Below are 22,774 nucleotides of genomic sequence, written 5' to 3'. Positions count from 1 at the left end.
CCTCCTTATAAACTTTCTTCTTTTCCCTTTCCTTTTTGCAAATCCGGCTTTTCCTGCATTTTCTTTCCGTATGCCTTCTCCCGCATCTCGGCAAGTTTTTCTTTTACGGAAATGCGCCCTCTCGGACTGTCCGCTAATATCCTCTCCTTCCTATGCTCCGCTGTCTTTTCCGATACTGCCCGGTTCATCTGCGGCTTAAAAGGCGCATCCGCCACAGCTTCCGCATCACGCCCCGTTTCCTCTGTGTCCAGTTCTTCCTGTTCCCCGTCAATTTCCGGCTCATCGTCCATATCAATCCCATCGCCGCCCTTTTCGTCCATGTTTAACAGGGCATTTAATTCTGTCAGGCGTTCCAGCTTCTCCGCAAGCTCCGCTTCCTGTGCGAATGGCTTTGTGACCTCCACTTTTGCGGTTTCAAGCTGATGCTCCACGTTCTCCAGTTTCTGCGCCACCGTATCCATTCTCCCGGTCATGCCCTCTAAGGCATTGCTTAACCTCTGTAAATTCCCCAACGGATCAGTGCCGATTTCCACCTCATGGCTGATGCTGCCCTTTAAGTTGACCGTAAACTTGGAAAAAAACGAATCAAAGGAAACGCTCATTTTAAATCCCTGATATTCCCCGATTGTGACCGCCATATTCGGCTGTTTTGCGCTCCGGCACATATCAATCAGCGCTGCCCCGGCTTCTTTTTTGTCCGTATATACCCGGTTGCCGATTTTTATGGAAAAGGTGTCTTTATCCGGGAATTTATTCTGTGCGTAGGTCTGAATGTCGGCACGATACCCCGCAAGCCTTTCTTTCATGGCGGCTATCTGTACCGGGTAATGCTTCACGATATTGTCCTCTAAGCGGTACTTCTGGCTGGTGTGGTTCGCCTTTAACAGCTTCAGCTTGGATACCTGAATATCTAAATCCATCTTTTCTTTTATGTAGGGATTGCCCGTTGCCAGAGCCTTCACTTCCGCATAAGTGAGGGCGGCTTCGTCTATGTCCTCACAGCTGCGCACAGGGGATTTGCTCGTCATGATCTGACCGATGAATTTCTGCTTATTTTCGATGAGCTGCCATGAGTAGCTGTCGAATGTCCCTTCCGTCACATACCGGAAAATCTTTACCTTATCATTCATGTTGCCCTGCCTTAAAATGCGCCCTTCCTGCTGTTCAATGTCGGACGGACGCCAAGGCACATCGAGGTGGTGTAAAGCGATAAGCCTGTCCTGCACGTTGGTTCCGGCTCCCATTTTTGCGGTTGAGCCTAACAAAAAACGAACCTGCCCGCTTCTTACCTTTGCGAACAGCTCCGCTTTCCTTGTTTCCGTATTGGCGTCATGGATAAAAGCTATCTCATTCTCCGGCACTCCCTTCGCCATGAGCTTATCCCTGATGTCCTCATATACATTGAATGTCCCATCTCCTTTCGGTGTGGATAAATCGCAGAAGATAAGCTGCGCCGATTTCTGCTCTTTTGTCTGCTCCCATATCTCAAACGCCTTATCCACACAGGTTGTGGCTTTAGAGTTTTCCTCATCGGGGAGCATAGCATTGATGAGCCGCTGGTCTAACGCTAACTTTCTTCCATCGTTGGTTATCTTTAGCATATTGTCGATGTTTGGCTGCACTTTCCTGTCCCTGACTGCTTCCGCCCTGTCCGCAAGGGACTGTACCATATCCTGCTGGTACTCGCTCGGCTTTAACACGATATTTTCATAATCCGCTTCCGGCACTGGCAGCTTTAACATATCCGGTGTCTGAATGTCTGCGCTTTCCTTAAATAATGCAATCAGTTCCGGCAGATTAAAGAACTTGGCAAACCTCGTCTTTGCCCGGTATCCAGTCCCCTCCGGCGCAAGCTCGATTGCTGTCTGCGTTTCCCCGAACGATGCCGCCCAACTGTCAAAATGACCTAACCCCAATCGCTGTAAGGTGTTGTACTGGAGATAACGCATATTGGTGTAAAGCTCCGTCATACTGTTGCTGATCGGTGTACCCGTTGCGAATGTAATGCCCTTCCCTCCGGTCAGCTCGTCCATATACTGGCACTTGGCAAACATATCCGAAGATTTCTGCGCTTCCGTCTGTGCGATGCCCGCCACATTCCGCATTTTGGTGTAAAGGAACAGATTTTTGTAATTATGGCTTTCGTCCACAAACAGCCGATCCACGCCCAACTGTTCAAAGGTCACAACATTGTCCTTCCGGCTGGAATCGTTTAAGCGGCTCAACCTTGCGGACAGGGATTTTTTCGTCTTTTCCATCTGCTTAATGGAGTAACGCTCGCCATTCTCCGCTTTGAGTGTTTCGATTGCCATTTCAATTTCTGTTATCTGCCTTTCAATCATCGCCATCTGCCTTTCGGTGGAAAGCGGGATTTTTTCAAACTGGCTGTGACCGATAATCACAGCGTCATAATCCCCTGTCGCTATCCGGGAGCAGAACTTTTTCCGGTTGGCGGGTTCAAAATCTTTCTTGGTTGCCGCTAAAATATTCGCACCCGGATACAGGCGCAGGAAGTCACTCGCCCACTGCTCCGTCAAATGGTTCGGAACAACAAATAAGCTCTTTTGGCACAATCCCAACCTCTTATTTTCCATTGCCGCCGCAATCATTTCAAAGGTCTTTCCCGCACCCACGCAATGGGCAAGCAGGGTGTTGTCCCCGTATAACTGATGCGCCACAGCGTTAAGCTGGTGTGGTCTGAGTACGATGTCCGGCGTCATGCCGGGGAATTTCAAGTGTGAACCGTCATATTCCCTCGGTCTGGTGGAATTGAAAAGCTCGTTATACTTTGCACACAAATCCTGCCTGCGTTCCGGATCACGAAATACCCAGTCCTTAAAGGCTTCCCGGATTGCTTCCTGTTTCTGGCTTGCCAGCGTGGTTTCTTTTTTGTTGAGGACTCTTTTTTCCTTCCCGTCCTCCGTCACAATGTCAAAAATACGGGTATCACGCAAATTTAAGGAATCCTCCAGAATCTTATAGGCGTTTGCCCGCCCTGTTCCGTAAGTCATGTTGACAAGGGCATTTCCCCGGTCTGCGTTTTTTCCCTTCACGTTCCACTGCCCGGTCACATTGGAGTAGAGTACGCCCATTGTGTTCCGGTCAAAAAGGTACTCCGGCGTTTCAAAAGTTTCACGCATGAAGTCCTCAATATATTTGGGAGAAATCCATGTTGCGCCCACACGCACCTCAATCTCCGATGCGTCCAGCTCCTTCGGCTGTACGCTTTCCAGTGAGGATACGTTAATGGCATATTCCGGGTGGTTTTCCGCAAAGGTTCTCGCCACTGACAGCTTCTCCCGCACGTTCCCGCTTAAATACTCGTCTGCGGTTTCCCATTCCTCTGTGACCGGGTTCTGGAAGATTACCCCCGCAAGCTCCTTTGTGATCTCCTCCACGCTCTTGTCCGCAAGCTCCGACATATAGGCTAAGTCCACGCCCGCCTTCTCACTTAAAGATACCGCCAGTGCTTCACTGGCTGTGTCCACGCTCGTCACAACTTCCTGCTTTTTAATGGTACGTTTGGAGAACATATCCGCCTTGCCGAGAAAATTCCCCTCATCGTCCAGATTTTCAAGGGAGCATAACAGGCAGTAGCTGGAATCCTGATTGAACGCCCTCCGGTTGGTCTGTGAGTTCAGCAGACCGAATTTCTTGGAGAAATCATCGTATAACTGGTTTAATTCCGCCTGCTTGTTTAAAATCATATCCTCCGGGTATTCGTCCAACTGGAAATTTATCAACTCCTGCGTACAGTCCCGGATCGCCACCATGCCCTTCATGCGCTGCTTCGCTTTCTCCGATACGTCCACAGGCTTCATAATGGAATTTTCCCTGTAGTACACTTTATCGTCCACAACGGTATAACTGTAATTCTTTACCTCTGGATCGGCGGGTATGTTCTCCCTTGCCAGCTCATCATCAATCTCGTTAAAATCTGCCTGCTCGATGCTGCCCTCCACATAAGAGAGCGCATGTTTAAGCTGCGCCGACAGGGGAAGGGACGTGTCCGGCAGGCAGGCGCTTTCCATGCCATGCGCCCCGGAAACCATCTCCATTCTGCCGAGTACCATTTCCGGGTGGTCTGCGAAATACTGGTTTATCACGATACCGTCTTTTTCCGTCAGATGCACCCAGTCCGGCTCAATGTCTAACACTCGGTCACGCTTCTTTAAAAATAGAATGTCCGAAGTGACCTCCGTACCCGCATTTTCCTTAAACGCTGTGTTCGGGAGCCTGACCGCCCCTAATAGCTCCGCCCGCTGTGCAAGGTATTTCCGCACTTCCGGGTTTTTCTTATCCATAGTCCCCTTTGAAGTGACAAAGGCAACGATGCCACCCGGACGTACTTTATCCAAAGTTTTTGCGAAAAAATAATCATGTATTAAAAAATTGTGCTTGTCATACTGCCTGTCAGACACTTTATACTGTCCGAAAGGCACATTCCCCACCGCCACGTCAAAAAAGTCATTGGGATAATTTGTATTCTCAAATCCTGTGATTTTAATGTCCGCATGAGGGTAAAGCTGTTTTGCGATGCGCCCGGTAATCCCGTCAAGCTCCGCCCCGTAGAGCCTGCTCCCCGCCATTTCCTCCGGCAGACAGCCATAGAAATTCCCAATGCCTGCGGCGGGATCTAACACGTTCCCTCTGGTAAATCCCATTTTCCCCACTGCGTCATAGATTGCCTGAATGATGACCGGGCTTGTATAGTGGGCATTTAACGTGCTTTCCCTTGCGGAAGCGTATTCCTCCGGGGATAACAGGCTCTTTAATTCCTGATACTCATTCGCCCAGTTCGCTTTGGAAGAATCAAAGGCATCGGCAAGACCTCCCCACCCCACATATTTTGCTAAAACTTCCTGTTCTTCCGGTGTAGCAGTTCGGCGTTCACTTTCAATCTTTTCAAGGGTTCGTATGGCTTCCACGTTCTGCCGGAATTTCTCTTTCGGCGCAAACCCTTTCCCGGTATTCTCCGCTTCATTGAAAGAGATATGGTAATTGACTGCGCCAGTTTTATCAATCTCCGGCTCTTTTTGTGGTGCTTTCCCCGGCTCTGGCGGCTTGCCCCCGGTCAGCGTTTCCACATCGCCCATGACCTGCCGGATAAACGGATCGTTTTCTAAGGCGGTTTCATCTACTAACTGCCCATCCACAATCCCGGCTTTTTCCAGACCTTCCCGGACAGCCTGTGTGTCAATGTCGGGGAAATCATCTTTTTCAGCAGGATTTTTTGTGCCTGAAACATCTACCGTTCCCGGCTGTTCCGTTTCCTCTGTAACATTTTCCGGCTCTGATGCAATATCTTTTGTTTCTTTCTGCCCTGTTTCCTGTAAATTCTCTGTTTGAGAACTTTCATTGAGCTTATGGCAGAAAACATCTGCTTCCTCCGATGTGTCAAATGTCGGCACTGTGCCATCGCCTGTTGCATAATAATCCTGCGTTTCACTGTCCCATACCGCATAAGGCTCTGTAAAGGCATCCGAAGTTTCCGTAACCGTAAAGCGTACTGTTTCTTCCTGTTCCAGTTCTTCTGTCCGTTTTTCCTGCTCTGCATCCGGGTGATTTTCCTCCCGGCGTTCTCCTGTTGGCTCTGCTTCAGATATTTCCGCAGCGTGTCCTTCCCTCTGCTGTTCTGGCTCATTCTCATAACGTGCCGCATACTTCTGTGCTTCCTTCAGCAGAACATCCATCTCCACCACTTTTTCCGCATTGCCGCTTAATGACTGCATCAGTACATAATCGGCGGCTTCCAGAAACAGAGTGTCATAAACTGCCTTGCCCTCTAACCTCCTGTCAGCATCCTCTATGGCAACCGCCCCGGTATCCTCGTTCCAGCCGACCACATCTTTCATGGACAGCGCACCGCAGATTTTTACCACTACGGACATTTCCGCAAGCCTTTCAGCCAGTGCTTTCTCACTGTCACTGGATTTATTTTCCGGTTCGGGACTCTGAACATTGTCCCCGGACATTTCCGCTTCCTGCTCCGGTACAGCCATTTTTTCCGGCTCTCTGTCACGCTCTATAAACCGCCTTGCCTGATTGGTGAAACCATCCAAAACAGCCGGGTGGGACGTGATGATATAATCCCTTGTCTGCCAGTCAGCGGAAGGCACAAGGCTTTCTGCCCATTCCTTATTGTTTTGGGAAAACCGCTCGTCATGGGATAAGTGCGTGATTGTATTGGCAAGGACAATCTCTACCCGTTCCTTCCCATACTGCCGGATAACGCCCTCTGCGGTATCCCTCGGAAGGGTGTAACCGTCAAATTTCTCCGCAATCGCTTTTTCTATGGCGTCTTTGCACTCCACCCGGATACCATGCTCCAGCTTTTCCTGCTCCCGGCGCATGGCTTCCTCCGCCTGCTCTTTTTTGTACTGTGCGAAGGCTTCTTTCCCCTTCGGCGTAAGGTATTTATCCGCACTGACAAGCTCCCTGATGCGCTTCTCCACCACGTTCCATTTTAAAAGCACTTTTGCGTATGGATCGCCTATCCTGCCTTTCCCCAATTTAATTCCTTTGGAATCGTGCCATTCATCGCTCCGGTCTGAACCGATCAGGGCGGGAGAGCCGCCGCCCGTCCCGTACTCATTTTTAAGGAAGGCAATGTTTTCTTTCTTGTCATGCCCTTCCATAAAATACTCATAGATACGGAACTGCCCATGATGATAGTTACTGCCGCCTGTCAGACGCTCATCTATCTCATCCTGCGTGATAAAATCCTCATGCAGCACCTCCACGCTGTCCTGTACCGGGTATTCCGTTTTCTCTGTGCTTAAATCCGCAATCTCTGAAAGCAGATGCTCCGGCTTTTTTACATACCGCCATCTTATCTGTTTTTCCCCGGCTTCAATCTGCTCTTTTGCGTGGGAAAGCTCCCCGGCAACGACATCACGCCCCTCCTGCGTGGATAAAAGCTCGCAGAGGTTTGTCATGCTCTCCGGGTGGTTGTAAGTCTTAATCGGTATGTTCTCCGGGATTTCCCCGATACCGTCCCGGAAGAAATTGAACAGGTCATTTGACACCCTCTGGCGTTCCACCGCATCCACAAGGAACACTTCATTTGCGCCCATGTAAGAGCCATTCTCCACCATAGAACGGACAACGCCCTCTATTTCCTGCCAGCCCATCACCGCAACCGGATTTTCCTTTGCGGACATTCCGTAGCCGATGCTCATGCCGGATTCATTGAACCAGACGGAAATGGGATTGCTGCCAAAATCAAAGCCTTTCCCGGTAGTACGGTACTCATTTTTCAGAAACTCCGCCATTTCCTCCGGCGTTTTGCCCTGCTGGTACTTGGCATAAATGCGGCTCCTGCTGTTATCCCGTCCGCCCCCTGTGCGTAAAATGGCTTCAAGCTGCTCCTTTGGCAGAGAAAAAGCGGCGGGCATGATATATTTCTCTCCTGCCTGCGCCGCTTCTATTGTGCCGATCTGTTCCTCTATCGTGGGGAATAAACTAAGCTGCTGGTAAACTTCCTTTTCCTTCGGTTCTTCCCATTGCGGAATCTGCCCTTCTTTCAGATATTCGCCCTTTTCCATGTAAAAAGCGATGCTGTCCCTCACAGCTTCCCATGATACAGTTGCCTCCGCTGTCCTGTTTAAATAGCTCCCCTTCCAGACCGTCAGACCGTTTTCGTCCGCCCTGTACCCGGCTCTTTCCTCCCCTACATAAAACTTGGTAAATTCCTTGTGCCTGTAACTGTTTTTGATATATTCCGTCTGTTTATCCTTATCCGGCTCGAAAAGCATTACCCCGGCAATATCCGGGCATTTATGTACCATAAATTCATCAAACTGCAAGATGCCTTTCTCTATTTCGGACAAAGAAAGACCGGGCAATGGTTCTCCACTGTCCGGCTCTGGTAAATCCTTATTTTCAGTTTTTTCAGTCGCTTCTTCACTTACAGGCTGTATACCAGCTCCCTCAGTACGATTTCCTCCGCCGAGTGCCTGATGTTGTTCATCTTCTGAACCCAGAGCATCTGGTTCTCCGCCTTGAGTTTTTCCGTCACTCCCTCCTGCTTCATCATCTGCCCGGTCAGCAGTTCCATCCTCTGCTCCGCCTGCTCCTGAATGGTCAGAAGATGCTCTTTCAGCTTCCCTTTCAGCAGAAGCCCGGTGTAAATCCCCTTCTTGTGTTCCTGTAAGTAATTCTTCCTCATCAGTCCGTATTTCGTAAGCGTCCCCTCCGGCTGCTCGTCCACCTGTAACATCGGTATCATGTAATCCCCGTTCTTCTCGTAGGTCAGATTCATCATTATTTCCCCTTTCCCCGGCATTTCCGGTCTGTGTGGTAGGTTGTACGTCCTCTGTTTCGCTTTCACGCTTTAAAGCATTATAGCGTGTGTCAGAGGTATTTGCAAGTCCTTTTTCGACAAAATTTCTTGATGCTTCCTTTCCGGCGATTTCCCTGTCATACGCCCCGATTGCTTTGCCAATCTCCATAAGCACAGGCTTGGATAAATCGGATATGCTGTCACCGATGTGCGACAGGGTTTCTATTGTATTAAACTCATGGATATAAGGGAACTGGATTTCCTCTGCCAGCTCCGCATCTTCCATGCCGCACCGCTTTAAGACGGTGTAGGCGATGCTGTCCGCCAGCGTTTCCCGGACACGAACAGCGATATTCAGTTCGTCCAGTTCCTCCAGAAAACTTCCCTCTTTCAGATATTCCATATCCGAAGCAAGCTCCCCATAACAGTCCTGTGCAATCCGGGAAGCAATCTCCCTGATCCTGTCCACAAATCTCGTTTCCTTATTGGTATCCCCGTAAATCCCTTCCAGACGGTTCAGAACCGCTTCCTGATGTTCCTCCCGCATCTCCCAAAGCTGAGGGAAACGCCCGATGCGCCTTGCCTTATGCACGTCCGATATGTCAAAGACGTACCGCAGTCCGGTGTAGGGACTCCCTTCTTCATCCAGAAGTGCAATCCCCTTTGCGCCCTTGTTTACCCAACAGTGCATTTTTTCATTCCATATCTCTATGGAAGCGCAGGCTGTGGCATCCGGTCTTTGGGCATAGATAAGGAGCTGGTCTTTGAACGGGTATTTGTAGAGCCTTGATGCTGTGTTCAGATATTTCTTCCAGCTTTCTTCATTTCTCGTCACCCGCTTTGATGTTTCTTCGGAGAGTGCGGAAATTACGTCATATTTTCTCATGGCAATCCTCCATTTCCTGTTTATTACTTTTGTGCAATAAAAAAGGCGGCTATGGTTCGCTCATGAGCCATTGCCACCAGTGACGGTAAACTTTATTCAATTTTTTTCTGCTCCTTTCCTCAAATTTTTAATATAAGAAAAGCACCTAAGATTTCTCCTAAGTGCTATCTGTCATCAGTTGACTTCCGTAATGTCATTTATTATATTAGAAAACAAATATGAATCATTTAAAGATTCGACAGTAACAATAATCCCTTGATTTTTATCATATATATTTTTCTGCGTTCCATCCTCGCCAAGATTATTATATGCTTCAATAATTTTGTCAAAATCCGGTTTCTTTTGAGGATTATTCAATATCCACTCAACCGCATCGTTACCATATATTATCTCTGTTCCGTTATTAGCTTCGATGTTACTTATACTGCTATTATCTGAAACTTGAAAAGGATATATTGATAATACAAAAATAATCAGGAGACATATAACCGAATTTCTTATTGATAAATACGCTGTATATATAATGTTATTTCTTATTAAATTTTGATTAATATTTTGTTGTGTTGATTGGTATATGCTCTTTTTATCCGTCCGTTTTTCAAATGAAATCGAATATAATAAATTTTCTTTTATCAAAACCTGAATTGACATTATTCCTGCCATCAGCATATACGATATTGATAAAATAGCCACTATAAATATACAATAATTGAAATACGGTATTGGAATTTTATTTGCAACTGTATCAATAATCTTTGATAAATTTAAAATTAAAGTGATAGCAATTGTCAAAGCTGCAATTATTGTTTTAGCCTTATCTTCAAATCTATTCTTTACATCTAACGTTGCTTTATAGTCATCTTCTAAATATTTAATATCAATCTCCTCAATATTTTCTGGGATTTCGATATTCGATACTGTACGATTTTTTTCACGTAATATTTTATTCTTTTTAGTTATATCTATAATTGGAATAATTTGCCCTAACATACTTTATCTCCAGCCAATGCTCTTTTTATGGTCTTACTTATATTTGTTCCTGTCTTAACCTCTAGCCACCCCCACTCTCCAGTGGGATTCACCTCAATAAAATAATATTCTCCCGAAACAATAGCCAAATCAATCCCGCCAAAATTTAATTCTAATTTTTTCATAAGTTTATGTATTGCATTTTCAACATATGTTGGTAATTGAAAAGGGATATATTCTAACTCCTCCTTTCGCATACGCCAGTCACCATACAATCCCTTTCCATTTTGTAATATTTTCACCGGAAAAAGTTTGCCTTGTACATATGTAACTCTGCAATCTATTTTAGGATTTAAAAATTCCTGTATAAATATCGGAGCCGATGTCAAATCATACTCATTTAATTCTGAACCTGAGACTACATTAGAATATGTAAACATTTCCTTGTTATTTTCCATATCATAAAAAAGTGCTGTATCTAAGGATTTAACTATATATTTCTTATCAGATTCCAAATTAAAATCGGTACAATTTGAAATATATGTAACAGGTACTTCTAACCCATATTCTTTTGCAATACATAACTGAAAGATTTTATTCTCTGCACGATATGTACTTACAGGGTTATTAATCCAATTTGCATTTTTAAAAACTATTAAATTTCTTAAAAAAGAACTCCATTGATTCCTTTCTAACTGTTCCTGTACTGATAACTCTTTTTTTGATTGAGTTCTCAAAAAAACAGGTGCTCTAAAAAATATTCCTTTTAAATGTTCAAATTGTGCCTCATACTCTTCGCCATCTATGGATATTATCATCACTTCATTTTGCAAATCTACAACTATTTTATGTTTTAAAAACTCATCTCGATTCAAGCGATAAAATTTCTCATTATCTTCCAATAACCGATAGCAAACCATATCCGTAGAAAAGTCAATCGTTGAAGATACAATCAGATAATCTATTTTATTCACCCTTTTGATCCTCGCCTGTTTCTACATCACATTTTTTTGTTTCTGGTTTCTGTGCAAAGTTACTCATCATCATAACTTCACCAGTGCTATCCACTCTCCATAACCCACAAATTCTGTCATATGAACATCCTTCGGGTTTTAATTCATGCGATACGTTATCATATGTGTATGCTTTTTCCAATAAGATATGTTGTTTCATGCTTTTACCTCCGTACTTCGATAATATTTTCAAGAGTTATGTACAAGCAATTATATCATTTAATTGACTTTATCTCAATCATATCTAACATATTTTACTATAAATGCCATCTAATGGCTGCAAAATACAAAAAACGTATCTTGCAGCCTGTTTCCTGTTACTTCCCTGCATTACTCATAGAAACCATGTTCCTCAATGCCTTTTTCCAAAATGGTATGTATCAGTTCCTCCAGCTCCACACCGTTTATCTCGCTGACCACGATCAGCTTTGCAAGGGTATCTTTCTGTACGGATATGGCATACTGTTCCTCATCGGCACGAAGCTCATGGACGCAAATGCCAAGTCCGTCCGCAATCCTGCACACCACGCCAAGCTCTGGCTCTCTGACGCCCGCCAGAATATCCATAATTGTCCTCTCCGGCACTCCCGACATTCTGGAAAGCTCCATAATACTGATTTCTTCCTCTTTCATCACGTTTAATAACTTATCCCCGGTTGTAAACATCTTTCTTCCTCCCTTATTTTTTCTTCCCGCCAGAAGATTTCTTTTTCGGAAACTCCATGACAAACTTAAACTGTACCCCGCTTTTTTCTGCCCCGTCTTTGGTGTAACGGTATTCTTCCGTCCCACTCGGAATGATATAGGCATCATAAGGCTTCCCCGCCTTGCTTCTTAACCCTTTTAACAGGATTTTCTTCCCGGCAAGCATATCCTTCACCTGTGCATCGGTAAGGGCAGCACCCATTACCCGGCTCACGTTCATACCGCATTTTTTCACGCAGTAAGCGCCGAATTTTCCTTTTACCACCTGACCGCCGCAGTTCGGGCATACCCCAAGAGCCGCCTGCTCCTGTGCGAACATCTTTTTCTGCTCGTCACTGACCTCATGGTAGGCGTGTATCAGCTCCGACACCATATTCTCAATATCTGCCATGAAGTCCTCCATCGGAAGCTCCCCTTTCGCTACCAGTGTCAGGGCATTTTCCCAATCGGCGGTAAGTTTCGGGGACTTCACCATATCCGGCAGCACCGTAATCAGCTTTAATCCGTCCTCTGTGGGTATGATCTGCTTTTTCTCACGCTTCACAAACCCGTCCTTGACTAACTTCTCGATAATATCCGCCCTTGTCGCTGGCGTACCCAAGCCTTTCCGTTCTGCGTCTGCCCCAATATCTTCCGCCCCGGCACGTTCCATTGCGGATAATAGTAAATCTTCTGTAAATCTCTTGGGCGGATTTGTGAAATGCTCGCTGACTTTCGCCTGCACACCGTCAAATGGCTGTCCCTCCGACAGTTCCGGCAGCTTCTTTTCCTCCTTTTCTTCCTCCTGATTCCCGGAGATTTTAAAGGAACGCTTAAAGGCATCCTCAAAAGATTTCCACCCGTTATGCGTAACGGACTTGCCGGAAACCGAAAAAGTATATCCATTGCATGAAAACTCCGCTTTGACTGTTTCATACAAATGCTTCTCCCCGGTGGCGCATAACAGGCGGTTCGCAATCAGGGATAAAATTTTACGCTCCGTTTCCGGCAGTGCCGCAAGGTCAGCTTTCCCTATCTCCATTGTGGGGATAATGGCGTGGTGGTCTGTCACTTTTTTGCTGTTCAGAATCCTTTTTATATCCGGGCTGGACGCTTTGTTTTCCTCAAACATGAGGGAGCTGAACACCGCTTCAATGACATCTTTTGCGGTCTGCCCCATATCATCGGATAAGAACTGGCTGTCCGTCCTCGGATATGTGGCTAACTTTTTTTCATAAAGGCTCTGCGTGTACTCTAAGGTCTGCTTTGCGGTGAAACCAAATAAACGGTTCGCATCCCTCTGGAGCGTGGTGAGGTCATAGAGCTTCGGCGGCATGACCGCTTTTTCCTCTTTCACAACGGACGTGGTGAGAGCCTGCCCGTTCCGGCAAGCTCCCACAATCCCATCTGCTTTCTTTTTATCATCTATGCGCCCGGTGGCGGCATCTATCCCATCCATCAGGATATGCGCCATGTAATATGTTTCCTTCTGGAAATTCATAATCTTTGCTTCCCTGTCTACCAGCATCGCAAGGGTGGGTGTCTGCACCCGCCCCACCTTTAAAACTTTTCCGCCATACAGGACGGTGAACAGCCTTGTACCGTTGATGCCCACAAGCCAGTCCGCTTCCTGCCTGCACAGTGCGGAATGGTACAGGTTATCGTAATCGCTTCCCGGCTGCAAATTCTCAAATCCCTCACGAATGGCGGTTTCTTCCATTGAGGAAATCCACAGGCGTTTGATCGGCTTTTCACAGCCTGCCATTTCATACACCAGACGGAAGATAAGTTCTCCCTCCCGTCCGGCGTCTGTTCCACAAATCACAGCCGACACGTCTTTCCTGTGCATCAACTGGTACAGTATGTCATACTGCGCTTTTGTGTCCGGCTTCACCTCATACTGCCATTTTTCCGGCTTGACAGGAAGGCTCTCATACGTCCACTTCTTCCATTGTTCCCCGTAACTTTCTGGCTGTGCCAGCTCCACCAGATGCCCCACGCACCAGCTCACAATATATCCGTTCCCCTCCATATATCCGTCACTGATTTCCGATGCGCCGATCACTTCCGCAATGCTCCTTGCAACACTCGGTTTTTCCGCTATCACTAACTGCATTTAGTCGTCCTCCCCTTCTTTATCTTCAAAGAAATCATCCTCACTGCCCTCGTTTTCCTCATCATCGTCATATTCTTCTTCCTCGTCCTCCTCATCATCGTCCTCGTCAAGAAATTCCTCTTTCTTTTTCCGGACTACTTTGAAATAATAGCCGCTGCCAATGGCTGCAACCGCCACAATCCCAAGAATGATATAGGTTGCCATCGGGTTTTCTTCTGGTTTCTCCGGCTCAGGTTCCGGTTCTTCGGTGTTTATCTCATCCCCGTCCTCTGCGGGTTCTTCCGTAAGTTCTTCTTCCTTCCCCTGTTCCCCGTTGTTATTGGGAAGTGCGCCCTCCGTCACAGGGATTGCGGACTCCAGTGCAGCGGAATTTTTCGGCAAGGTTTCGCTGTTGTCCGCTGTCACATTCAGCAGGTCATTTTCCGTAACTTCGGTCAGGAAATAAACCACTTCTTCCTCCCCGTCTCGGTCAATGATAAGATAGAACACTTTTTCTGATGCAGTCTGGATTGTGTAAAATTCCTTTCCCGTTCCACTTTTCTCCTTTTCCCCGGATTCCTCCTTTTTCTCCGATGCCGCCGCTTCCGCCATTGCCTGCTTTTTCTGCTCTGCAAGGCTGTTTTCGGAAACGGTGTTCCCGTCACTGTCCGTTTTGGTATGCTCCGTCACCTGTGCGGTGGCGGAGGAAGGCTTGGTAGCCTGTGCGTTCACCGGGAGCTGCTCTGCCGGGTTCTTCTCGTTCCCGTCCTCTTTTTCCGGATCGGTGTAATACGGGTTGGCTGTTTTGTAGACCTCCGACATATTCCCGGCGTTATCCATTGCGGAAATGGTAAAATACTGGTAGCCTGCGTCAAACTGTTGCAGACGGATATTCAGGACACCGTTTGTAAGCTCCGTAAATTCATACCCGTTCACATACACTGCCTTGATGCCGGAATCCGTATCATGCGCCTGTATGGAGAGCAGACCGTCACTGACCGCAGCGTTTAAGGTAGGCTTCGTGAAATCAAAGCACTTCATATAGCGGTTTTTCTCATAGGTTTTGCCCTTCTGGTCTGTCACAAGCACATAGACGGTGGTATTCTCCGAAATCTCCACATACATATCCTCTGTTACGTCCGTCCAGCTCCCATTCTGCGCCACTTTTGCCTGCACTGTCTTTATGGTGAAGTTGCCGGAATGTGCCACATCTTCAACGGAGATATGTACCTTCGTGGTGTCATTGTGCCAGCCGGACGGAGTGGAGATTGTGATTTTTACATTCGGGTTCACATATTCGCATAAGCTGTAATCCCCCTTGCAGACCTCACAATCTTTATCAATGGAATATTGTGTGCATTTTTCTTTACAGGTACATTCCGGTTCAGGTACTTCGTTCCCGGATACCGTCCCGCTTTCCGTTTCTTCCTCATTACTTCCGGACTCGGTTTCTGTTTCCCCGGTTTCATCCTCCCCATTCTCTGAACTTTCCCCGGTTTCAGTGCTTTCCTCTGTTTCCCCTTCGGTACTGCCTTCCGCTGGTGCTTCGCCGCTTTCCTCTGTAAGCACACCTTCCGCATAGGCATCTACGGTATTCACGCTGTTCGCCATAAACGCCCCTACGGGCATACAGAACAGCAATGCCGATAAAAGCAGCGACACTGCCGCCCTAACTGATAACTTTTTCTTCATTTCCTGCCATCTCCTTTGCGTTTTCTTTTTCTTCCAATAACTTCAAAATCTCGTCCTCGCTGAATTTGATGAGTAATTGCAGCTTCTCGGACGAGATTTTATGCTTTTCGATAATATCCATTTTTTCGGCTCTTTCCGCCATGCGCTTCTGTTCTTCCAAATTCTTCTTTTTTGCCTGTAAGGATTCAAGCTGCGCATCCACTTTGGAAAGCTCCTTCTCAATGCGTTCCTTTGTCATAAATTCCTCACTTCCTGTTGTTTTTCCGTTTTTCCCACCCGGTTGGATCAAAATCATTAAAATCTAACACTGCCCTGAAAAGCCATTTGTTATTTACCCATCTTTGCAGTTTTCTTGTAATGGGTGGCGCAGTTGGCTTTTCATATACCATTACATAGGGATCAAATCCCATATCCCGCAGAGTGTATATCCTATACAAGTCCTGTTCATGGCTGCTGTTATAGTTTGTCAACACATACACCCGCCTTTTCCGATAATCTTTCACAGTTGTAAGTTCTGAAAACTTTTTGAAATACCCTGTCAGGTCATCTTCCGGATTATCCCAAGCGAAGTGCAGCATTTTTGTTTTCACTTTGTTCAGCATCTCCACTTTCTCCGGAGTAATCAGACGCACATCAAGTCCCTGCGTAAAATCCACCATTGCGCCGCTTTGTGCAAGCTGCTGTAATAACCGTTCCCAATCCGGACAGGCTAACAAATTCGCATCAAGCAGCTTTATTTCTTTTTCCCCATGCCAGAACTCGGCAAGGTCAGCGACCGCAACCGCCCTGCGCCCCTCTTTTTCCCCTACAATGCAGAAACCGCATCCACGAGGACACCCTCTTGACAGAAAACCATATGCAGTTCCTTCAAATTTCGGGTATAATGCGTAGTCCGGATAGGTATGTTCCACTTCCTCCGGCAGACGGTTATTAAGTCCATACCCTGTGCCGCCCCTTATAATGCAGTCAGCATGAATTGTACCGGAGTAATCTTTAGAATAGCTGTCCGTAAACACCCGGCTCATATATACAAGGTCATAATGTTTTCGCCCGTCATACCATTCCAATGTATCGCTCCTTGCTTTATGGTAAGCAGACAGCTTCATAAGACATAAGTTTGGGAAGTTGTGGCTGTCCACATCAATCAATCCGATTTTGATAATATCACGCTCCCTTCTATTTATGAAATTGCTCTATCATAAGTTTGTGTTGTCTTTTTACAAAAAAGTTTGATAATAATAAGCTCCATAATTACAATTAAGTTTGATAATTTACTCCTAAACTTAATATCACGAAACCATGTTGCAGAAAAACAAAGAAGCATAATAAGAACCATGCTCCTTTAAGTGCCACGAAATCTCCGTTTTTATCAACTTTAATTGTCATTTTATTTAAGTTTTATCAATCATAATTGTTAATTCCTTTGTGAAGCCGTTTTTATCAAACAAAGTTGTAAATTATCAATCTTTATTGCAAAATTATCAAACTTAATTGCAACTCAACATGTGTTGTTATTGAAGGCGACCAAATGCGTAGAAGTGGCTCTGCCAGTAAGACGAGTTGATGCTTGCGTAGCTGATCGGATCTCCGCAGTGAATCATTGTTCCGTTGCCGCAGTAAATCCCCACATGGCTCACCGCCCCGGCAGAATTGTAAGTCCCGGTAAAAAAGATGATGTCCCCCGCCTTTGCGTCCGATGCGGAAACCGGAATACACTGGTCATAAATCCCCTGTGCGGTTGTTCGTGGAAGGTTATGCACCCCGCTGTTGGTAAATACCCAACAGACAAAGCCGGAACAGTCAAAACTTGTGGAAGGGCTTGAACCGCCCCACACATACGGGAATCCTAAATACTTTGCGGCTTCTTCCATAAGCGCCTGCACCGATGCATCATCATAGGCGTCCGGCGGTATGGTGTTCCCCGGAAGTCCGCCCGGCGTTTCCCCGTACAGCGTTCCTTCGCCCACGTCAAAATAAAATAACGGGTTATAATACTCCCCGTCATATAAACATTCGATATGCAAATGGCTTCCTGTGCTGCTCCCGGTATTCCCCGTTGTGCCGATGACCGCCCCTTTTTCCACTGTCTGCCCTGCACTCACGCTGAGCGTATCCATGTGGGCATACTTGGTTGTGTAGCCGTCTATCTCAATCACTACATAATTCCCGTAATGGCTGTCATATGACGCCGCTGTCACCGTACCGTCATGCGCCGCATAAACGGTTGTTCCTGTCGGCACTGCTATATCCACGCCCCTGTGAAATTCCTCATTCCCTGTACTTGGGTTCTTCCGGTATCCGTAATAGCTGGACACATAATAATACCAGTAAAGGTCAAGCGGCGAAGCGAACTCCTGAAGCAGACCGCCTGTTTCCCGGTACATGGAAAAAATCTCCGCCTGCTCCGTATCCATTTTCCCGGAAACAAGGCTTTCTAACGGTATGGCTGTAAGCGTCACTCTGAGGATACTGACCTCGTATTCTTCTTCCTCCTCATACTCATATTCTTCCTCGGTTTCTTCTCCTGTGACCGGATCAGTGACCGTCCTCGTGCCTGTCTTTGTGACCGTCCTTGTCCTCGTTTCCGTATCCGGCGTAAGCGTCAGCGTGTACATTTCATCAAATAAAGCCTGTATCTCGCTTTCCACTTCACTTGCGGTAAACTCCGTATGGACAGCGGATAAATAGCTGATAAGGGTAAACGGGTTATGCCCGATTGCCCCAAGATTATAGGAATATTCATCATACCCCGGATAATCCGTTTCCACCCGGTCAATCTCATTCTGCAAGTCAAGCTCCAGACGGGTAAGCTGTAAGTCGGCGGCGTCAATCTCTTTCGGCTTGCTTAAATAGCTTGCCGCTAATATGGTGGACTGCGTATCCGCAAACATCGCCCCACAGGACGATACGGAAACCATAACCATCATAAGGAGCAGAGCCATGATGCCCAACGTCACAAGAAGTCCTGCGTTTTTCCTCGCAAACTCCTGTAACTTCCTTGCCACAGTGACCGCACCGTTTTTTGTCTTTTCAAATGCCTGCTCCGCTGTTTTCCCTGCCGCCGCTTTCTTCCTCGCCTTGATGTACTCCCGCTTGATGCGCTGTTTCTGTAACCGCTTCCGCAATGTCTTTTTCTGCATCTGCGGGTTTTCCTCCAGAAACTTCTGGTACTGGAAATTGACTTCCTTTTTAAACTGCTTCTTTTCCAGCTTTGCTATCTTTGCCCGCTGTTTCTGCTCTTTTCCTTTTATCTGCCTTTTGACAAAAGAAAATAATTCCTCTCCTTTCTGTTCCGATTTGTGTGCGCCCTCCACCGCTGAATTTTCTTTCTCCGTTTCAGCAATTTTCCCATGCACAAAATTTTTGCTCTCGTTCTGCATCCGGCGCATGGTGGTCTTAGGTATGCCTTCCTGCTTGAAAGGCTTCTCCTTATCCAGAGGGACAGCTACATATTTTCCCTTCCCGGTTTTCTCATCAAACACTCTCTGCAAGGTGTATTCCCTTGTCTTTGGCAGCTTTGCCCTTGCTTTCTGTACTTTCTTCCCGGCTTTCTCTGCCTGCCGCTGTTTCTTTTGCAGCTTTTTACTTCCGGTAAATTCAGAGCCTCCTTCCCCCTGAAAAGTATTTCTGGTATTCCCCGTAAAAGTTTCCTCCGTAAAGGTCTTATTTTCCGGTTTATCATTTGTGCCGCCTTTTACCCGGTGTTCCTTCTGCATCCGCTTTTTATGGTATTTTCCCTTTTTCTGCGACTGCCTGTATGTATCCCTACGGTGGTAATCTTCTGCATCCGGCTGTTTTTTCTCCGTTTCCTCCGGCTGGCTGAAATTCTCCTGCCCGGTAAAGGCATTGCTTTCTTTCACAAAATCAGATTTTTCTTCCTGACCCGGTTTTACATCGGACTTTTGGACTTTTTGTCCAGAAGTGGTCTGGTACATCTGCTTTCTTGCATGAGCCTTTGAAGCATGGTTCGATTTACGCTGTCCGGCATCACTGCTCCGGGAATCCATGCTTTTATTCCCTGTAAATGTGCTGCCCTTTCCCGGCTGGCTCTTTTCGGACTTCTGGACTTTTTGTCCAAAAGTTTCCTGATGCGCCTGCATACTCTTTTCTGTCTGCTTTTTCCTGCCTGCGCTCCGCCCCGCCCTCCCGGTGCCAGAATCCCTCGGCTGATAGGCAGCGCTGCCGCCGCCCGTAAAAGCATTTCCGGCACCCTTCTGGAACTCTGTATTTGCTTCTTTACGGTAGACGGTATTCTGTTTTTTCTTTCCTTTCTTTTCTGCCATTAACTGTCCTCATCTTCCTTTTTCACTGATTCCTCCGGTTTTGTATTCATAATCGCATAGGTCTTTGTATCTGCCGGGTACTTATCCACGAATGGGATAACCACGTTGTCAAAGAGTATCAGACCGCTTCCCGGTTCAGAATTGGTGACGTGCATGAGCTGCTTTTCTGATAGTCCCAACTTGTCCGCCAAAATATGCTGGTCTTTGGCGTTCTGGTTCAGCAGATATACAAAATCGCTGTTCCCCAAGATGCCCTCGATTTCCTCTGATTTCAGAAAATCGCCCACATTCTGCGTCAGCCCGGTTGGGATTCCGCCCCATTTCCGAAACCTTTTCCAAATCTCTACGGAATATATGGCAGTCTGTTTTTCTTTCAAAAGCAAATGGAACTCGTCACAGTAGTACCTTGTGGCAACTTTCCGTTCCCGGTTCTGTGACACCCTGTTCCATACCGCATCCTGCACGATCAACATTCCAATCTCTTTTAACTGGTTACCCAAGTCACGAATGTCAAAGCACATAATCCGGTTATGGGAATCCACGTTAGTACGGTGGTTGAAATAGTTCTGCGAACCATGCACATACAAGACAAGGCTGTTGGCAATCCGTACCGCTTTCTGCTTCGCTTCCCTCTGCATCTCCGGCGCAACGTCCCTCGGCTCATACTTTAACAGCGCATTATACAAATCTTCCAGTATGGGCATATTCTCCGGTTTCGGGTGTTTGAAATACCCGTCATAGATATGCTTGATACAGGTGTCAATAATGCCCTTCTCGTCATTTTCCAGACCGTCCTTCCCTCCGGCTATCAGGTCACACAGGGTAATCAGGAAATCACTCTTTAATTTCAGCGCCTCTTTATCCCCTTTATGGGAAAGCTGAATGTCCATCGGGTTCAGATAATCCTTTGAGTTTGTGGCAAGCCTTACCACCTGCCCATGAAGCGCCTGCACTAATGGAAAATACTCGCCCTCTGGATCGCAGACGATAATATCATCTTTTGTGATAAGGAAACAGGATAAAATCTCCCTCTTTGCGGAAAAAGACTTGCCGCTTCCCGGCGTTCCCAGAATCACCCCGTTTGGTGTACGCAGCCTTTTCCGGTCTGCCATAATCATGTTATTGCTGAGTGCGTTCAGACCATAATAAATGGCGGGTGCGGGCATGAAAAGCTCCTGTGTGCAGAAAGGCACAAGGACAGCGGCGCTCTTTGTGGTGAGGTTTCTTTCAATCCCCACATCGTTACACCCAATCGGCGCACTCGCCATTAACCCCTGTTCCTGTAAATACTGCAAACATCTGAGGTTGCAGTTCGCCTGCTGGATAATACCGGACACCCTCTGTGTCAGGTTCTCCAGTTCCCGCTTCGTCCTCCCGTAACAGGCAATGAGGAAGGTCATTTTGATAAGTTTCTGGTTGCTCGTGTTCAAATCGTCCAGAAGTTCCAGCGTGTCCTTCTCATAAGTCACGATGTCCGTAGGCAGAATATCCATATCATAGCCGCTTCTGACAGCCTTCTTCTGTTCCTCTATTTTCATTTTCTGAATGTCGGTGAGCGCACGTTTTATCATCTTGATTGCTTCCACCGGATCAATGGTCTGCATATGCATGGTAAGGGTGAGGTTGTCATCAATATCCAGCAGCTTTTTAACCATCTCGTCCGTAAACTTCGGCGCAATCATATCAAGGTAAGACACGCTCCCATAGATGCTGCCGGACTTAAAGCGGCTCGGATAGCGGAAGTCAAACCCCGGCGGGGCGATATAGTCCTTGACCGACTTCCCGGATTCTGACAGCTCCTTAAATGAAAAACGGAAAGGCTCCATTGTACCCTGATTGAAATACTCATGCAGGATACGCAGCCTTTCCTTCCCGTCAAGACCTCTGGCGTTTGTGCCGATATTGTTTAAATTGCGTACCACATCCTTCTCGATATTGCTTAACTTGCTCTTTGCTTCCCTGTACCCGGCGCTTTCCACGCCGAAAATCAGGTACTTGGACTTGATGATTCCGTTGTTGCCTTTTGCCGACTGGTGCTTTAGCATATGCGTATACTCGTCACGAATATCGTCAAAATCATCCGCCTGCAGAGGAATGTCAAACTGTTCCGCAAGAGCCTGCTCGCTGACCTGCCTGTTAAATAAGAACAACTGGAACTTTATGGACGGATCGAAGTAGTTAATCAGTTTGCTGTATTCTTCCAGAATATCCGCCTGATCCTCCACCTCCAGCAGGTCATAGTTGATGTCAAAAAACTCCACCATTTTCGTGTAATAACTGTCCGCCACCTGACAGATGCCGTCCCGGTACATTTTTTTGAATGTAATGGTTTTCTGTGCGGTGTCCGGCTTCGCCTGCTCCTTGCTGTTCCCGGCAAGCGCACGTTTCAGCTCCGCAAGGCGTTTCTTTTCCGATAAGGTCAGTCCCGCCTTTTCCGGTGTCCGCTTATTTTCCTGCGGTTTTGGCTTTGCCGCCCCCGCCTTTTGCTTTTTGTTCAAGGAAATATACCTCCTTCCTGATTTTTTCCCGTTCCTCCAACTGCTTGTAGAGGTTTTCCGATTTATACGGTCTGATTCCCGGCGTGAGTACCTTCTGCCGGAGCATGAAGTATAATATCTTCTCTGCCGGGAAACCGTCTTTTTCATACATTGCCAAAAAGAAGAATGGCAGCATTGCGCCCACCATGATAAGCGCCGCCCCCTGTGTCCCCAATACCCCTTTGGTAAGGAAGTATAAGGGTATGCCCACAAGCGCTGCGCCGGAAAAACAGATAATCTGCCTTCTGGTAAGGTTCAACGCCACTTTTGTCTTGATTCCACTCAGGTCTTTCGGCACTGGTACGGATATTGCCATCGTCTGCTCCTTTCG

The 22,774-nt window shown here is 46.8% G+C and carries 12 protein-coding genes; all 12 read right to left on the bottom strand.

All coding sequences use genetic code 11. The features are described 5' to 3' along the window. Positions 1–5: 5 nt before the first annotated feature. Positions 6–9,170 (bottom strand): DUF3849 domain-containing protein, encoded by a 9,165-nt coding sequence (locus tag BLCOC_RS00985; RefSeq protein ID WP_115624075.1) that lies wholly within the window; start codon positions 9,168–9,170, stop codon positions 6–8. A gap of 174 nt (positions 9,171–9,344) precedes the next feature. Beyond that, entirely contained in the window at positions 9,345–10,160 is an 816-nt protein-coding gene (locus BLCOC_RS00975; RefSeq protein WP_115624074.1) for a hypothetical protein, read from the bottom strand. Further along, entirely contained in the window at positions 10,154–11,113 is a 960-nt protein-coding gene (locus tag BLCOC_RS00970; RefSeq protein ID WP_115624073.1) for a hypothetical protein, read from the bottom strand. Before BLCOC_RS00970 ends, BLCOC_RS00975 begins: the two co-directional genes overlap by 7 nt. Next, positions 11,106–11,312, bottom strand: a complete 207-nt coding sequence (locus BLCOC_RS00965) for a hypothetical protein (protein ID WP_115624072.1) — start codon at positions 11,310–11,312, stop codon at positions 11,106–11,108. Before BLCOC_RS00965 ends, BLCOC_RS00970 begins: the two co-directional genes overlap by 8 nt. Positions 11,313–11,482: 170 nt before the next feature. After that, positions 11,483–11,818, bottom strand: a complete 336-nt coding sequence (locus BLCOC_RS00960; protein ID WP_115624071.1) for a helix-turn-helix domain-containing protein — start codon at positions 11,816–11,818, stop codon at positions 11,483–11,485. A 13-nt stretch (positions 11,819–11,831) separates the two neighbouring features. After that, positions 11,832–13,952: a type IA DNA topoisomerase gene (locus BLCOC_RS00955; RefSeq protein ID WP_115624070.1), complete on the bottom strand. Its 2,121-nt coding sequence runs from the start codon at positions 13,950–13,952 to the stop codon at positions 11,832–11,834. Then, positions 13,953–15,623, bottom strand: a complete 1,671-nt coding sequence (locus BLCOC_RS00950) for a CD1107 family mobile element protein (protein WP_115624069.1) — start codon at positions 15,621–15,623, stop codon at positions 13,953–13,955. Beyond that, positions 15,601–15,861, bottom strand: coding sequence for a cell envelope biogenesis protein TolA (locus BLCOC_RS00945; protein ID WP_115624068.1), 261 nt, complete (start codon positions 15,859–15,861; stop codon positions 15,601–15,603). The genes BLCOC_RS00950 and BLCOC_RS00945 overlap by 23 nt, the downstream gene beginning before the upstream one ends. A 7-nt stretch (positions 15,862–15,868) precedes the next feature. Further along, entirely contained in the window at positions 15,869–16,690 is an 822-nt protein-coding gene (locus tag BLCOC_RS00940) for a radical SAM protein (RefSeq protein ID WP_330412140.1), read from the bottom strand. A gap of 444 nt (positions 16,691–17,134) precedes the next feature. After that, positions 17,135–19,906 (bottom strand): CD1108 family mobile element protein, encoded by a 2,772-nt coding sequence (locus tag BLCOC_RS00935; protein WP_115624066.1) that lies wholly within the window; start codon positions 19,904–19,906, stop codon positions 17,135–17,137. Then, complete coding sequence (locus BLCOC_RS00930) at positions 19,906–22,404, bottom strand: VirB4-like conjugal transfer ATPase, CD1110 family (protein WP_115624065.1); 2,499 nt, start codon at positions 22,402–22,404, stop codon at positions 19,906–19,908. Before BLCOC_RS00930 ends, BLCOC_RS00935 begins: the two co-directional genes overlap by 1 nt. Continuing rightward, complete coding sequence (locus tag BLCOC_RS00925) at positions 22,352–22,759, bottom strand: PrgI family protein (RefSeq protein WP_115624064.1); 408 nt, start codon at positions 22,757–22,759, stop codon at positions 22,352–22,354. Before BLCOC_RS00925 ends, BLCOC_RS00930 begins: the two co-directional genes overlap by 53 nt. Positions 22,760–22,774 lie beyond the last annotated feature (15 nt).

The sequence above is a fragment of the Blautia coccoides genome (genome assembly GCF_034355335.1).
In the GTDB taxonomy this organism is placed as follows: Bacteria; Bacillota; Clostridia; order Lachnospirales; family Lachnospiraceae; genus Blautia; species Blautia producta.
Note: the sequence above shows the minus strand (reverse complement) of the source record. Positions and strands in the feature narration are given on the sequence as shown.

Excerpts from the sequence above, each read along its gene's own strand:
- BLCOC_RS00985 (WP_115624075.1), bottom strand. The coding sequence starts at position 9,170 with ATGAGAAAATATGACGTAATTTCCGCACTCTCCGAAGAAACATCAAAG.
- BLCOC_RS00975 (WP_115624074.1), bottom strand. The coding sequence starts at position 10,160 with ATGTTAGGGCAAATTATTCCAATTATAGATATAACTAAAAAGAATAAA.
- BLCOC_RS00965 (WP_115624072.1), bottom strand. The coding sequence starts at position 11,312 with ATGAAACAACATATCTTATTGGAAAAAGCATACACATATGATAACGTA.
- BLCOC_RS00960 (WP_115624071.1), bottom strand. The coding sequence starts at position 11,818 with ATGTTTACAACCGGGGATAAGTTATTAAACGTGATGAAAGAGGAAGAA.
- BLCOC_RS00955 (WP_115624070.1), bottom strand. The coding sequence starts at position 13,952 with ATGCAGTTAGTGATAGCGGAAAAACCGAGTGTTGCAAGGAGCATTGCG.
- BLCOC_RS00950 (WP_115624069.1), bottom strand. The coding sequence starts at position 15,623 with ATGAAGAAAAAGTTATCAGTTAGGGCGGCAGTGTCGCTGCTTTTATCG.
- BLCOC_RS00945 (WP_115624068.1), bottom strand. The coding sequence starts at position 15,861 with ATGACAAAGGAACGCATTGAGAAGGAGCTTTCCAAAGTGGATGCGCAG.
- BLCOC_RS00935 (WP_115624066.1), bottom strand. The coding sequence starts at position 19,906 with ATGGCAGAAAAGAAAGGAAAGAAAAAACAGAATACCGTCTACCGTAAA.
- BLCOC_RS00925 (WP_115624064.1), bottom strand. The coding sequence starts at position 22,759 with ATGGCAATATCCGTACCAGTGCCGAAAGACCTGAGTGGAATCAAGACA.